At 46.9% G+C, this 13,515-nt stretch carries 10 protein-coding genes; all 10 read left to right on the top strand.

Going from position 1 to position 13,515, the window contains the following annotated elements:
* The first annotated feature begins 6 nt into the window (after positions 1-6).
* Complete coding sequence (locus tag ACN6NF_RS16210) at positions 7-945, top strand: ABC transporter ATP-binding protein (RefSeq protein ID WP_016821552.1); 939 nt, start codon at positions 7-9, stop codon at positions 943-945.
* A gap of 121 nt (positions 946-1,066) precedes the next feature.
* Positions 1,067-2,698 carry a bacillithiol biosynthesis cysteine-adding enzyme BshC gene (gene bshC / locus ACN6NF_RS16205; RefSeq protein ID WP_474318591.1) on the top strand — a complete coding sequence of 544 codons (1,632 nt, stop codon included), beginning with the start codon at positions 1,067-1,069 and terminating at the stop codon, positions 2,696-2,698.
* 43 nt (positions 2,699-2,741) lie between these two features.
* The gene (locus ACN6NF_RS16200) at positions 2,742-4,007 is read left to right on the top strand and encodes an adenosylhomocysteinase (RefSeq protein ID WP_017428137.1); all 1,266 of its coding nucleotides are present in this window, start codon (positions 2,742-2,744) and stop codon (positions 4,005-4,007) included.
* A gap of 330 nt (positions 4,008-4,337) precedes the next feature.
* Complete coding sequence (gene mraZ, locus ACN6NF_RS16195; RefSeq protein WP_013311099.1) at positions 4,338-4,775, top strand: division/cell wall cluster transcriptional repressor MraZ; 438 nt, start codon at positions 4,338-4,340, stop codon at positions 4,773-4,775.
* Between the two features lie 17 nt (positions 4,776-4,792).
* Positions 4,793-5,743 carry a 16S rRNA (cytosine(1402)-N(4))-methyltransferase RsmH gene (gene rsmH, locus ACN6NF_RS16190; RefSeq protein ID WP_474318589.1) on the top strand — a complete coding sequence of 317 codons (951 nt, stop codon included), beginning with the start codon at positions 4,793-4,795 and terminating at the stop codon, positions 5,741-5,743.
* 24 nt (positions 5,744-5,767) lie between these two features.
* A complete protein-coding gene (locus ACN6NF_RS16185; RefSeq protein WP_474318587.1) occupies positions 5,768-6,148 on the top strand; it encodes a hypothetical protein in 381 nt (126 codons plus the stop codon).
* 60 nt (positions 6,149-6,208) lie between these two features.
* Positions 6,209-8,563 (top strand): penicillin-binding transpeptidase domain-containing protein, encoded by a 2,355-nt coding sequence (locus ACN6NF_RS16180; RefSeq protein ID WP_474318586.1) that lies wholly within the window; start codon positions 6,209-6,211, stop codon positions 8,561-8,563.
* A gap of 81 nt (positions 8,564-8,644) precedes the next feature.
* Complete coding sequence (locus ACN6NF_RS16175; RefSeq protein ID WP_474318585.1) at positions 8,645-10,561, top strand: stage V sporulation protein D; 1,917 nt, start codon at positions 8,645-8,647, stop codon at positions 10,559-10,561.
* A 55-nt stretch (positions 10,562-10,616) separates the two neighbouring features.
* The gene (locus ACN6NF_RS16170) at positions 10,617-12,104 is read left to right on the top strand and encodes a UDP-N-acetylmuramoyl-L-alanyl-D-glutamate--2,6-diaminopimelate ligase (protein WP_474318584.1); all 1,488 of its coding nucleotides are present in this window, start codon (positions 10,617-10,619) and stop codon (positions 12,102-12,104) included.
* Complete coding sequence (locus ACN6NF_RS16165; protein ID WP_474319071.1) at positions 12,104-13,507, top strand: UDP-N-acetylmuramoyl-tripeptide--D-alanyl-D-alanine ligase; 1,404 nt, start codon at positions 12,104-12,106, stop codon at positions 13,505-13,507. The genes ACN6NF_RS16170 and ACN6NF_RS16165 overlap by 1 nt, the downstream gene beginning before the upstream one ends.
* The last annotated feature ends 8 nt before the right edge of the window (positions 13,508-13,515 follow it).

The raw sequence follows: 13,515 nt of genomic DNA, 5'->3' as shown, positions 1-13,515 counted from the left end.
GAGATCATGGTGAGTAGCAACAATTTAATTGAGGTTGAAGGTCTTAAAAAGTATTTTAATGTTGGCAAAAACCGTGTACTCAAAGCGGTGGATAACCTGAATTTCTACATTCGTGAGGGTGAAACGCTGGGTATGGTTGGCGAATCCGGTTGTGGTAAATCTACAGCGGGTCGTACTATTTTGCGGTTATATGAGCCTACTGCAGGTAGCGTACGTTTTAACGGCACAGATATTTACAAATTATCGCCGGGTAAAATGAAAGCAATGCGTCGTGATATGCAGATGATCTTTCAAGATCCGTATGCATCATTGAACCCGCGTTTTACCGTGTCTGATATTATTGGTGAGGCACTGGATATTCACAATATGGCTGGTAGCCGTGCAGAACGTAAGAAACGGATTGAGGAGTTACTCGATCTGGTTGGTTTGAACCCTGACCATGCAACGCGCTATCCGCATGAGTTTTCTGGTGGCCAACGTCAGCGGATCGGTATTGCCCGTGCATTGGCTGTTAATCCTAAGTTCATCATTTGTGATGAGCCGATTTCAGCGCTTGACGTATCTATTCAGGCTCAAGTTGTCAACTTGTTGAAAGAGCTTCAAGAACGCCTTGGCCTGACGTACCTGTTCATTGCGCATGATCTGTCGATGGTCAAGCACATCAGTGATCGGGTAGCTGTAATGTATAGAGGCAGAATGGTGGAGCTTGCTGAAAGCTCTGAATTATATGCCAATCCGATTCATCCGTATACGAAAATGCTTTTGTCGGCGATTCCACTTCCTGACCCGGAAGTCGAAGCCAACAAAAAGCGAATTATTATGCCTGACGATCAAGGCGGACCGATTCATAATGCGTCCGATAATAAGGCAGGGGCTTATAACCTGGAAAATGCCACGCTTATCGAAGTGTCCAAAGGGCATTTTGTAGCTGAACCTTACGCTTGATTTTGTTCTATACACCAACCGCCGAGTTATTCGGCGGTTTTTTTGTAGGAAGCTTTGACGTGGACATGGGCTTTCGGTACAATCAAGCAGTAAGGTTTTGGTGGAGACAGGAGGCAGACCCATGAAAATAGTTCCGGAAACGCTTCGCGGAGGGTCGGCTTTGGCAGAAGACTACATACAGGGTACAGGGCGCGCAAGCGATTTGTATGAATATGATATTCTGCACGCCGATGCTTATGCCCAACGGGCGAAGTGGCTGGATAAGACGGAGCATCTGCGATTAAACCGTAAGGATGTCGTAGCATGTCTTCGTATATACAATGAGCAACACAATTCGCATGAGGCGGTTCATACTTCTCTGGACCGTTTGGAAAATCCAGATGCTTTAGTAGTCGTTGGCGGGCAGCAAAGCGGACTGTTCACAGGTCCGATGCTGGTCATTTACAAAGCCGCTACGATTATTAAAGCAGCTAGAGAAGCTGAGGAACGGCTTGGACGTCCGGTTATTCCGGTCTTCTGGATTGCTGGTGAAGATCATGATTGGGACGAGGTCAATCATACATATGTAATGGCAAAAGACCCGCAAGCAGTTAAAATCAAGCTGAATAAGCAGCCTGAACGTCGTTCTTCAGTTAGTGCTATTAAAGTGGATACGGTTGAATGGAAGCAAGCGATGGTGGATATAGAGCAATGCTTGCCAGATTCAGAGCATAAGACCGATATTATGCGCATGATTGAGCAAGGTTTGACAGAGTCATATGGACTAAGTGATGCCTTTGCCAAGCTGATGGGCCGTTTGTTTGGTACCTATGGATTGGTGCTCATGGATTCTGCAGATCCTTTGCTGCGCAAGCTAGAGGCATCCGTTTTTAGACAGTTGGTTCAGCACAATGATGAGTTGGAGACAGCGTACAGGACAACTGCTACGCGGATCGTGAACTATGGTTATCATTTACAAGCAGATGTGCATGAAGGTGGTGCGAACCTTTTTTACATTCATGAAGAGGAACGCCTACTGCTTTTCAAAAAAGGTGGATTATTCACAGATCGACGCGGTTTGGTGGCATTTACAGCGGATGAACTGCTTGAAGAGATAGATAGACACCCCGAACGGTTTAGTAACAATGTACTAACTCGTCCGCTCATGCAGGATTCGCTGTTCCCGGTACTGGGGTCTGTGCTGGGTCTAGGAGAAATTGCCTACTGGGCAATTACACGAGATGCTTTCGGAGTGCTCGGGATGCAGATGCCGATACTGCTGCCCCGTATGTCTTTTACATTACTGGAGCCGGGCGTGGAAAAGCATATGCTTAAGTACGAACTAACTTTTGGTCAAGTTAGAGACGGGCTTGAGGAACGAAAAAAGCAATGGATCGCCACTCAAGATCAGCTTGGAATGCAGGATCAGTTTTCCGAGGCTAAGGATGCTTTTGTCCGTATGTATAAACCGCTTATACAGCAGACAGGAATGATAGAAAAAGGTTTGCTACAGCTCGGAAAAACCAACTGCGAGAAAATTCTGGGGCAGATCGCCTATCTGGAGGCAAAGGTGGAGGAAGCGCTGCTTCGGCAAAACGGAACAGCACTTCGGCATTGGGACCATATCGAATGGTCGCTTTTCCCATTTGGACAGCCGCAGGAGCGTGCATATACGATCTATCATTTTCTGAATCGTTATGGTCTCGACCTGATGAATATGATTATGAACGTACCATTGGATCTGTCGGGAACGCATCGTGTGATTTATGTATAATGATCATAAACGAATTTAACTAATATTTAGGAGGCAATAACGTATGACTTCCCATTCTCTGCAAAATAGCATTATTCACGATCTTAACTTGGCCCCTGAAGGTCATTTGAAAATTGATTGGGTAGAAGCCCATATGCCGGTATTGAACCGTATACGTCAACAATTCGAGCAAGAGCAGCCTTTTGCTGGTCTGAAGGTAACGATTTGTTTACATCTGGAGGCCAAAACGGCTTATCTGGCTAAAGTGGTACAAGCAGGTGGAGCACAGGTCACCATTACGGGTAGTAACCCTTTGTCAACACAAGATGATGTTTGCGCCGCATTAGTTGAAGATGGCGTTACGGTATTAGCTAAATACAATCCAGATCCAGAGGAATTCAAGAATTTGCAAATCAAGGCACTGGAAACTAAGCCAGATCTCATTATAGATGATGGTGGTGACCTGGTTACTCTGTTGCAATCTGAACGGCCTGATCTGATTTCTACGATTCGTGGAGGAGCAGAGGAGACCACTACAGGGATTATTCGTTTGAAAGCCTTGGAAAAAGAAGGACAGCTTCACTTTCCGATGGTGGCTGTAAATGATGCATACTGTAAATATTTGTTCGACAACCGCTATGGTACGGGCCAGTCAGCTTTTGACGGTATTATTCGTACGACTAATCTGGTTGTGGCAGGAAGTACAGTGGTTGTGGTGGGTTATGGATGGTGCGGCAAGGGGGTTGCAATGCGTGCGAAAGGGCTGGGAGCCAACGTGGTTGTCACGGAAGTTGATCCAATCAAGGCTGTAGAAGCCCATATGGATGGTTTTCATGTATTGCCAATGGTGGAAGCTGCTAAACTGGGCGACTTCTTCATTACAGTAACTGGAAATAAAGCTGTAATTACAGGGGAACACTTTGATGTTATGAAGGATGGAGCTGTGCTGTGTAACGCAGGGCATTTTGATGTGGAGGTTAGCAAGCCTGAGCTTGCCAAACGCTCCGAATCCATTCGCACGGTGCGTCGCAATATCGAGGAATACCGCTTTAAAGATGGACGTAAAATGTATTTGCTCGCAGAAGGGCGTCTCGTGAATCTAGCTGCCGCTGACGGTCATCCGGCAGAGATTATGGATACGACATTTGCTCTTCAGGCACTTGGCTTGAAATATGTGAATGATCGTTACAACGAGCTGGGTAAAGCTGTGATTAATGTACCTTATGAAATTGATGAGCAAGTGGCTCGATTCAAGCTTGATAGTCTGGGAATCAAGATTGATACATTAACAGAAGACCAAAAGGTCTATCTGGACAGCTGGAACGCCTAATCTATTTTCGGTCACGATGTCCGCTGCAGAAATGGTGCATTTTTAAGCAAGTGCTTGTATAGGTTGACATAATGGATAGAGAATAAGCCCTTTATTCCGTGTTGTTTCGAAACCTGATGCATATTGTCGGGGGTTCGACTTCATGGGATAAGGGGCTTTTTGGCATCATGTGACGCGGGGCTACAATAACAGACACTATGCACTGAATCTAGAGTTTTTCACTTTTTCGTAATGAAAAAGAGGTCTTTGATTTTTTAAAGCGAATCTATTATGCTTAGGTGGTGGAAAGTGGGCCAAAGTGGGAGAATGGGGTAAGGGGTGACGAAACCAATGTTTATGGGGGAGTTCCAACATAGCATTGATGAGAAGGGTCGGCTTACTGTCCCGGCCAAGTTTCGTGAACTTCTCGGTGCCTCGTTCGTGGTTACCCGCGGGCTGGATCAATGCCTCTTCGTGTATCCTATGGATGAGTGGGCTGTCATGGAGAAAAAACTTAAAGCACTGCCTTTGATGAAGGCTGATGCGCGTGCGTTTACCCGGTTTTTTTTCTCGGGAGCGACTGAATGCGAATTGGACAAACAGGGCAGGGTAAATTTACCGGGGAATTTGTGCGAATACGCCAAGCTTACAAAAGAGTGCGTCGTATTGGGAGTGTCCACCCGGGTAGAGATTTGGAGCAAGCACACATGGGAGCAATATTTCAACCAATCAGAAGAAGCATTTAACGACATTGCTGAGAAATTGGTTGATTTCAACTTTGAATTGTAATTTAGGAGGTCAGCCGTTTGTTTCACCACATTACCGTACTCAAGGAAGAAGCAACACAGGCACTAAACATCAGGCAGGACGGGATTTATGTGGACTGCACGTTGGGAGGGGCAGGACACAGTTCCGTCATTGCATCACAGCTTGGCCCTGAGGGGAGGCTTATTGCCTTTGATCAGGACGACTGGGCATTGAACAATGCACGAGAGAAGCTGTCAGCCTATGAAGGAAAGATTTCACTAGTGAAATCCAACTTCCGCCACTTGCAGGACAAGCTGGCCGAATTGGGATTGCCCGAAAAAGACGGCGTCCCGCAGGTCCAGGGTATTTTGTTCGACCTGGGTGTATCCTCGCCCCAGTTCGATGAGGGGGAGCGGGGATTCAGTTACAATCATGATGCACCGCTAGATATGCGGATGGATCAGAGTAGCTTGCTTACGGCTTATGAAATTGTTAATGAATGGCCGGAAGCGGAGATTGCGCGAATCCTGTTTCAATATGGAGAAGAGAAGTTCTCCAGGCGGATCGCGAAGGTCATGGTTGAACGTAGAACGAACAAGCCTATTCACACAACGGGGGAACTTGTCGATATTATCAAAGAAGGAATTCCGGCTGCGGCACGCAGAACCGGGGGACATCCGGCTAAACGCAGTTTTCAGGCTTTGCGGATTGCTGTGAATGATGAGTTGGGTGCACTGGAAGATACTTTGCATCAGGCAGTAAGATGTCTGGCTCCAGGGGGCAGAATTTCGGTTATTACGTTTCATTCCTTGGAGGATCGGATCTGCAAGCATATTTTCAAGGAGTATTTGGCAAAAAGCATCTATCCGTCTGATTTGCCGATTCTGGATGACAAAATGGTAGGCGATCTAAAGCTGGTGAATCGTAAGCCGATTGTGGCATCAGAACAGGAATTGGAGCTAAATCCACGATCCCGGTCAGCCAAGCTGAGAGTTGTCGAAAAATTGTAAATTTAACGGAGAAGGAGAGGCGACATGGCTTATACACGCGGTAATTTGGCTGTAAAAGAAAGAGCCCGTCAGGAACAGGTTCAGCAACAACGGTATCGTGAGACCACCAAAGTCGTTACACGACGCAGAGAGCTGCCGATTCGAGAAAAGCTGCTGTATCTATTGACACTTGTAGCATGCATTGTCATTGCGGGGACGTTGATTGGCAGATATGCTCACATTTATCAAATTAATTATGCGATTAATACAGCCAGCAAGGACATTTCCAAATTACAGACCAATATCGCCCAATTGAAGATTCAGAAGGAACGTCTGGAGAATCAGATTGTGCCGACTGCGAAGGAACAGGGATATATCGAACCAACAAGAGAACCCATTCGTGTGGAAAAGCAGGTTGTTAAATAGTTAAGAGCATAGCATCAAGCTATGCTCTGACGTATATTTTTTTGCAGAGAGGTTTGAGCTATGGTCAAAAGAATAAAGCTTCGCACACTGCTGATAGGGGGATGTATTACCCTCTTTTTTCTTGTTCTGCTACTTAAAGTATTTTGGATTCAAGTTGTGAGTGGGGAATACTGGCATAATCAGGTAGTTACACAGATAGAAAGAGACCAGGTGATTCAGCCCAAGCGTGGAACCATAATGGACCGTAAAGGGAATGTACTAGCTACGGATGCACCGGCTTACACAGTGGTTGTCAACCCAGGCATCATTCAGGAGTATGACCTGGAGAATGAGGTTGTAGCCAAGCTGCATCAGCTACTCAAAACGCCTGAGGATGAGCTGAGAAGGCATCTATCTGCAAAGGATAAAGCGGGCAAATACTTAAAAAACCGTGAGATTCGTAATGGAGGCTGGAAGGTAGACCCTGAGGTGAAGGCACAGGTAGATACATTCAAAGAGTATTTGAAGGATAAGTATGAGGTAGTTGGAGCTGTGGACACTGTTCAGGAATCCAAACGGTATTATCCAGAAAATAAGTTGGCTTCTCATGTCCTTGGCTATTTGCGAAAAGATGGTACAGCAGGTATGGGGTTGGAAGCTTATTATAATAAAGAACTTTCGGGCACAGCTGGAAAGCTTCTATATCAGCGGGACCGAAAGGGAGTTCCTCTTCAGGGATCGGAAAGTGTCTATGAGCCGGCACAAAATGGTAAAAATTTAAAGCTGACGATTGATGATTCGATTCAGTATTATATAGAGGATGCCATGCAGGAAGCTATCGCAAAGTATAATCCCAAAACGATGACTGTGGTAGCAGCTGATCCCAAAACGATGGATGTTCTCGGTTTGGCGACTTATCCGAATTTTAATCCCAATACATATGGGAGTACACCTTTGGAAAATTTCCGTAATAATGCTACTCAGTCTATCTACGAACCGGGCTCCACGTTTAAGATAGTAACCTTGGCTGCTGCAGTTCAAGAAAAGGTATTTAATCCGAATGAGACCTACCAATCTGGTATGATTCGCGTCGGAGGCTGGGATATTCGTGACGTAAGCCGTAGCTGGGGAACGTTAACCTATCTTCAAGGGGTCAAGCGTTCAAGTAACGTCGGTTTTGTTCATTTGGGGCTGGATAAGCTGGGTGGCGAGAGGCTGAAGAGATATATCAATAACTTTGGATTTGGTGTCAAAACAGGTATTGACCTTCCGAGTGAGTCTACTGGTGCTATCACATTCCATACCCAGTACAAATCCGAAGTCGCGACGGCTTCATATGGACACGGACGTGTTCAGGTAACGCCAATTCAGCAGGTGGCAGCGATCTCGGCGATTGCTAACGGTGGGAAGTTGATGCAGCCTCATCTGGTGAAGGAAATTATAAACCCAGATACAGGCGAAGTGCAGACGATTCAACCGAAGGAAGTCCGCCAAGTGATTACTCAGGAATCTGCAACTCAGACAAGCAGCTATCTGGAGCAGGTCGTCTCTGACCAGGAAATTGGTACGGGACGTCTAGCTTATATTGACGGATATCGTGTTGCTGGTAAAACAGGGACAGCGACGAAAGTCGTCGGAAAAGTTTACGATCATTCGAAGGATGTCGTGTCTTTTATTGGTTTTGCACCAGTAAATGATCCGAAAATAGCTGTCTTGGTAGTTATGGATGAACCTAACAAATCGGTAGGCGGCGGTACAGCAGCAGCACCTGTGTTTAAAAAAATCGTGTCCCAATCGCTGCAATATATGGGGATTCCCAAAACGGGAACTAAAACGAATAAATCAGGTGGGGCTGCAGTAAAAACGGTGAATTTGCCAACGGTACCACAATTAACAGGCCAAGTGAAGAAGGATGCGCAAAACGCATTGCTCAAACAGGGAATTGCTTACGAAACAGTAGGCAAAGGCTCCAAAATTGTTCGTCAGTATCCTGAAGCAGGCGTCAAAATGAAACCGGGACAGCGCATTTATTTGCTGACTGAGGATAGTGCCAACATGACGATTCCCGATTTTACAGGTGTCTCGTTGCGTGACACACTTCAAGTTCTGACGCTTATGAAGGTTGGTGTTCAGGTAAGCGGTGAAGGGTATGTTGTCTCTCAAAAGGCACAAATGGTAAATGGCAAGCGGACCGTCAGTGTGACGCTTCAGCCGGCCAAAGAAACAGTGACCGGAGTCAAGCCGGAGGAAACACAAGACTCGACCACTGGAGTTGCAGCTAACGAGACAGGCAATGCAACGAAAACGGAGACCGATTCTAAAACCAAAACCGATACCACTGCGGATGCTGAAACAAATACGGGAACTCCTAAGGTAGGAATATCTGCTGTAGCAGATGAGAAAAGTGCTGCCGCGATAAAAGGCGAAGATAACTGATAGCTTGTTCTAATGTCCGTTCTTTTGAATATTCATGAGGTAAGACATGTCATGAGTATTTGAGGAACGGAGGGGGCGCGTTTGAAAAAATCTAACGTGACCATGCGGCGTAGGCTGGTATGGGGGCTACTGGGATTGTTTGTACTGTTTGTGGCTTTGACGATCCGGCTCGCCTATGTTCAATTAGGTAAAGGAGGCGAGCTTTCAGCCAAGGCTGAGGATTCGTGGCGCCGCAATATTCCTTTTGCCGCCAAGCGTGGCGAAATTTTGGATCGACAGGGTACTGCGCTGACCTATAATGTCAGTTCGCCGACTGTCATGGCGATACCAGTACAGATTAAGGAGCCGGAAGAAACGGCTCGCAGGCTGGCGCCGTTGCTAGATATGAGTGAGGATAAAGTGCTCAAGCTGATTACCAAACGAACAGCAAGCCAAAAACTTCAGCCCGGCGGACGAAAAATTACGATGGAGAAAGCCCAGAAAATTCGTGATTTGAAGCTGCCGGGTATCGTTGTTGCTGAAGACAACAAACGTTATTATCCTTATGGTGATCTAGCGGCTCATATTCTTGGATTTACCGGAATTGACAATCAAGGGCTGACAGGCGTAGAGAAGCAGCAAAACAGTAAGCTTCGGGGAATCGATGGAAGCATCGCGTATTTATCAGACGCAGGTGGCCGCCTGATGCCTGGTTCTTCCGAAAAGTACATTGAACCGAAGGATGGACTGAATTTACAATTAACCATTGATAAATCGGTGCAATCCATTATGGAACGGGAGCTTGACCAAGCCATGGTCAAATTTCAGGCGAAGTCCGCGCTGTCTATTGCGATGAACCCCAAGACGGGTGAAATATTAGGCATGGCTGGACGACCAAGCTATGAGCCAGCGCTTTACAAGCAATATGCGCCTGAAATTTATAATCGCAATCTGCCGATTTGGATGACATATGAACCTGGGTCTACTTTTAAAATTATTACACTGGCCGCTGCCTTGGAAGAAAAGAAGGTCAATCTCAAAAATGACCGTTTTTTTGATCCGGGATATATTGAAGTTGGTGGAGCACGTCTGCGTTGTTGGAAAAAAGGCGGGCATGGCAGCCAAACCTTTCTTCAAGTGGTGGAAAATTCATGCAATCCCGGTTTTGTAACGTTGGGACAACGTCTGGGCAAAGAAACACTGTTCAAGTACATTCGCAATTTCGGCTTCGGCAGCAAAACAGGAATTGACATGATTGGTGAGGGCAATGGCATTTTGTTCAAGCTACCTCAGGTCGGACCTGTAGAGCTGGCTACTACGGCTTTTGGTCAAGGGGTATCTGTCACTCCGATTCAGCAGGTTACGGCTGTGTCGGCAGCAATCAATGGCGGCAATCTTTATAAGCCTCACATTACAAAAGGCTGGATTCAGCCCGGAACCGGAAAGGTTCTAGAAAAAGTGGAGCCGCAACTGGTGCGCAGAGTTGTTTCAGAGGAAACCTCTCGACAGGTAAGGGAAGCGCTGGAAAGTGTCGTCGCTAAAGGTACAGGTCGTCCTGCCTTTATTGAGGGTTACCGGGTTGGAGGTAAAACGGGTACAGCACAAAAGGTGATTAACGGACGTTATTCTTCCTCGGAGCATATTGTATCCTTTATTGGTTTTGCCCCGGCGGATGATCCGCAAATCGTCGTCTATACTGCTGTCGATAACCCGAAAGGGATTCAATTCGGCGGTGTGGTTGCTGCGCCAATCGTGCAAAACATTTTAAAAGATGCACTGATTGCTTTGAAAATACCACCTCGTACCAATCAAATTGCCAAAGAGTACAAGTATGGCGAAAATCCGATTGAAACGGTGCCTGATCTGGTAGGTGCCACTGCAGCTGATTTATATGAAGATATGAATATGAACTTTATGCTCGTGAAATCTGGGTCAGGCAAGACGGTCGTAAGTCAGGCACCGAAGCCAGGCTCTCGATTGGAACGAGGATCAACGATCCGTATATATATGGGGGATTGATAGGTTCTTTTTATACCATACTATGAATAACGAGAGAGCAATGGAGGAATGTAAGATGCAGCTTCAACAATTGGCTTCACTGCTGGCCGTTTCCCGAGTGGTGGGTGACGGTACAGTGGATTGCCGAGGAATCGGGGCGGATTCACGTCGTGTCCAGCCGGGAGACTTATTTCTATGCTTGCCTGGTTTTACAGTGGACGGACATGATTATGCTGGGCAGGCCGTTGCGTCCGGGGCGGCGGCTTTGGTCGTAGAGAGGGAACTGGATGTGCCTGTTCCGCAGCTTATTGTCAAGGATGCGCGACATGCCATGGCGGTTTTGGCGGATTACATGTTTGATTCACCAAGCCGCCGCATGCGCATGATCGGCATAACCGGAACGAACGGGAAAACAACGATAACATACCTGATTGAAAAAATTATGAAGGACGCCGGGGTGAACACCGGGCTGATTGGTACGATTCAAATGCGTTATAACGGCCAGTCTTACCCTATGTCCGGCACGACACCCGAAGCAGTAGAATTGCAACGTTATCTCGGGAATATGGCAGAGCAGGGGGTTCAATGCTGTGTCATGGAGGTATCCTCACATGCTTTGGAGCAGGGCCGGGTCAAAGGAACAGATTTTCGTACCGCTATATTTACAAACCTGACGCAGGACCATCTGGACTATCACAACACGATGGAGGAGTACCGCGCTGCCAAGGGACTTTTGTTTTCCAGACTGGGAAATGCCTTCTCGCGTGATACATCCAATAGTAAATATGCTGTTCTGAATGCAGATGATCCGGCCTCTTCCTATTTGCAGGCTCAAACTGCAGCCCAAGTGATTACATACGGTGTGGAGAAGGATTCGGATGTGCAAGCGTCTCGCATCACTATAAGTGCCAAGGGAACCTCCTTCCATGTATCCACTTTTAAAGGAGAAACTGACATTGAGCTTCGAATGGTAGGCAAGTTTAATGTGTACAACGCACTGGCGGCCATTTCAGCTGCTTTGCTGGAAGGAATCTCGCTGGTGGATATCAAGCGGAGCCTGGAATCTATCGCAGGCGTGGATGGGCGCGTAGAGCCTGTTGATGCGGGTCAACCCTTTGCTGTAATTGTTGATTATGCCCATACGCCAGACGGATTGGAAAATGTCCTTCGCACCGTAAAGGAATTTGCGACTGGTAAAGTATGGTGTGTGTTTGGTTGCGGCGGAGATCGAGATCGTACAAAACGTCCGTTGATGGGGAAAATTGCTGCACAATACAGCGATCATTCGTTTATTACTTCCGATAATCCGCGAACTGAAGACCCGCTAGTGATTTTGAAAGACATCGAACAAGGGTTGATTGATGAAGGCGTACCTGCTGAACGTTATGAACTGATCGTGGATCGCAGAACTGCAATTCATAAAGCTGTTGAAATGGCAAGCCCTGACGATGTAGTATTGATTGCGGGAAAAGGTCATGAGACTTACCAGTTGATCGGAAAAACGGTGCATGAATTCGATGATCGCATCGTAGCCAAAGAAGCGATAAGGGGTTTATCCAAGTGATGAAAAGAACAATCGGTCAGATTGCATCCATGTGTGGAGGAACAATTCACGCTGAGGCGGATGCCGAACGGATGGTTGAGGGCGTTTTTACAGACTCACGCAGGCCGCAGAGCCTGGGACTGTTTGTTCCACTCGCGGGCGAACGATTTGATGGACATCATTATGTTCAGCAAATCGTAAGCGAGGGAGGGGCAACAGCATATTTATGGCAAAAGGATCATGGAGCACCTCCGACCGTCAATGCTATTGAGGTCGAGGAAACGTTAGAAGCCCTTCAGCATCTAGCGGCCGCATACTTGCGCGAAACTGACGTTTCTGTCGTCGGAATCACGGGAAGCAACGGCAAGACGACGACGAAAGATATTGTAAATGCTCTATTGGGCACGACTTTTAAAGTACACAAAACCGAAGGAAATTATAACAATCATATCGGGTTGCCTTTAACAGTCCTGTCCATGCCGCAAGATACAGATATCCTGATTTTGGAGATGGGCATGAGTGGGCGCGGAGAAATCCGTCTGCTGGCTAATATTGCCCAACCAGATGTAGCTGTCATAACTAACATTGGCGAATCGCATTTACTCCAGCTTGGTTCTCGCACTGAAATTGCTCGTGCAAAGCTGGAAATCGCAAGTGGGATTAAACCCGGTGGATTGCTGATCTACAATGGGGATGAACCACTACTTCCACAAGTGTTGGCGGAGCCTGAAACGGTCAAGCCTGAAGGATTAGAGTTATTCACGTTCGGGTTAGCTACGGACAATGATGATTATCCAACCGAAATTACTTCGGATGAAGAAGGTAGCTTATTCACAACAGCCCAATCCGGCCAAGAGGCTTTCCGGCTTCCCTTGCTTGGACAGCACAATGTTGTAAACGGATTGGCAGCGCTGGCGGTAGCACGTCATTTCAATGTGGATGCAGACCATATACGTAAAGGGTTGTCGTCTTTAAAGCTGACGGGCATGCGCATTGAGGTCGTGAAGTGTTCGGATGGACTTACCGTGCTAAATGACGCTTACAATGCCAGCCCTGCTTCAATGAAGGCTGCAATTCAGACGTTGTCTGCATATCAAACGGGTGGACGTAAAATTGCCGTGCTTGGTGATATGCTGGAGCTGGGCGCTGAGGAAAAGCAATTTCATGAGGGAATTGGGCGTTTTGCTGCAAAGCATAACATAGAGGCACTGTTTACCTATGGTGCGTTAGGCGCTTCGATTGCGCAGGGTGCGCAAGGGACAATGCCAACTGCTACCGTACACGCTTATACAGATAAGCAAAAGCTGATCCAGCATTTGCGGTCTTATCTCCATGCCGATGATATTGTGCTGGTTAAGGCATCCAGAGGGATGCGATTAGAAGAAATTGTGGATGCGCTGAAAAACGGTCCGCTACAGAACTGATGTTGACG

The sequence above is a fragment of the Paenibacillus sp. TSM33 genome (assembly GCF_056099025.1).
This window is presented reverse-complemented; position numbering and strand designations above follow the sequence as displayed.

What these genes read in the sequence shown, in the direction of transcription:
- ACN6NF_RS16210 (WP_016821552.1), top strand. Translation starts at nt 7, where the DNA reads ATGGTGAGTAGCAACAATTTAATTGAGGTTGAAGGTCTTAAAAAGTAT.
- bshC (WP_474318591.1), top strand. Translation starts at nt 1,067, where the DNA reads ATGAAAATAGTTCCGGAAACGCTTCGCGGAGGGTCGGCTTTGGCAGAA.
- ACN6NF_RS16200 (WP_017428137.1), top strand. Translation starts at nt 2,742, where the DNA reads ATGACTTCCCATTCTCTGCAAAATAGCATTATTCACGATCTTAACTTG.
- mraZ (WP_013311099.1), top strand. Translation starts at nt 4,338, where the DNA reads ATGTTTATGGGGGAGTTCCAACATAGCATTGATGAGAAGGGTCGGCTT.
- ACN6NF_RS16185 (WP_474318587.1), top strand. Translation starts at nt 5,768, where the DNA reads ATGGCTTATACACGCGGTAATTTGGCTGTAAAAGAAAGAGCCCGTCAG.
- ACN6NF_RS16180 (WP_474318586.1), top strand. Translation starts at nt 6,209, where the DNA reads ATGGTCAAAAGAATAAAGCTTCGCACACTGCTGATAGGGGGATGTATT.
- ACN6NF_RS16170 (WP_474318584.1), top strand. Translation starts at nt 10,617, where the DNA reads ATGCAGCTTCAACAATTGGCTTCACTGCTGGCCGTTTCCCGAGTGGTG.
- ACN6NF_RS16165 (WP_474319071.1), top strand. Translation starts at nt 12,104, where the DNA reads ATGAAAAGAACAATCGGTCAGATTGCATCCATGTGTGGAGGAACAATT.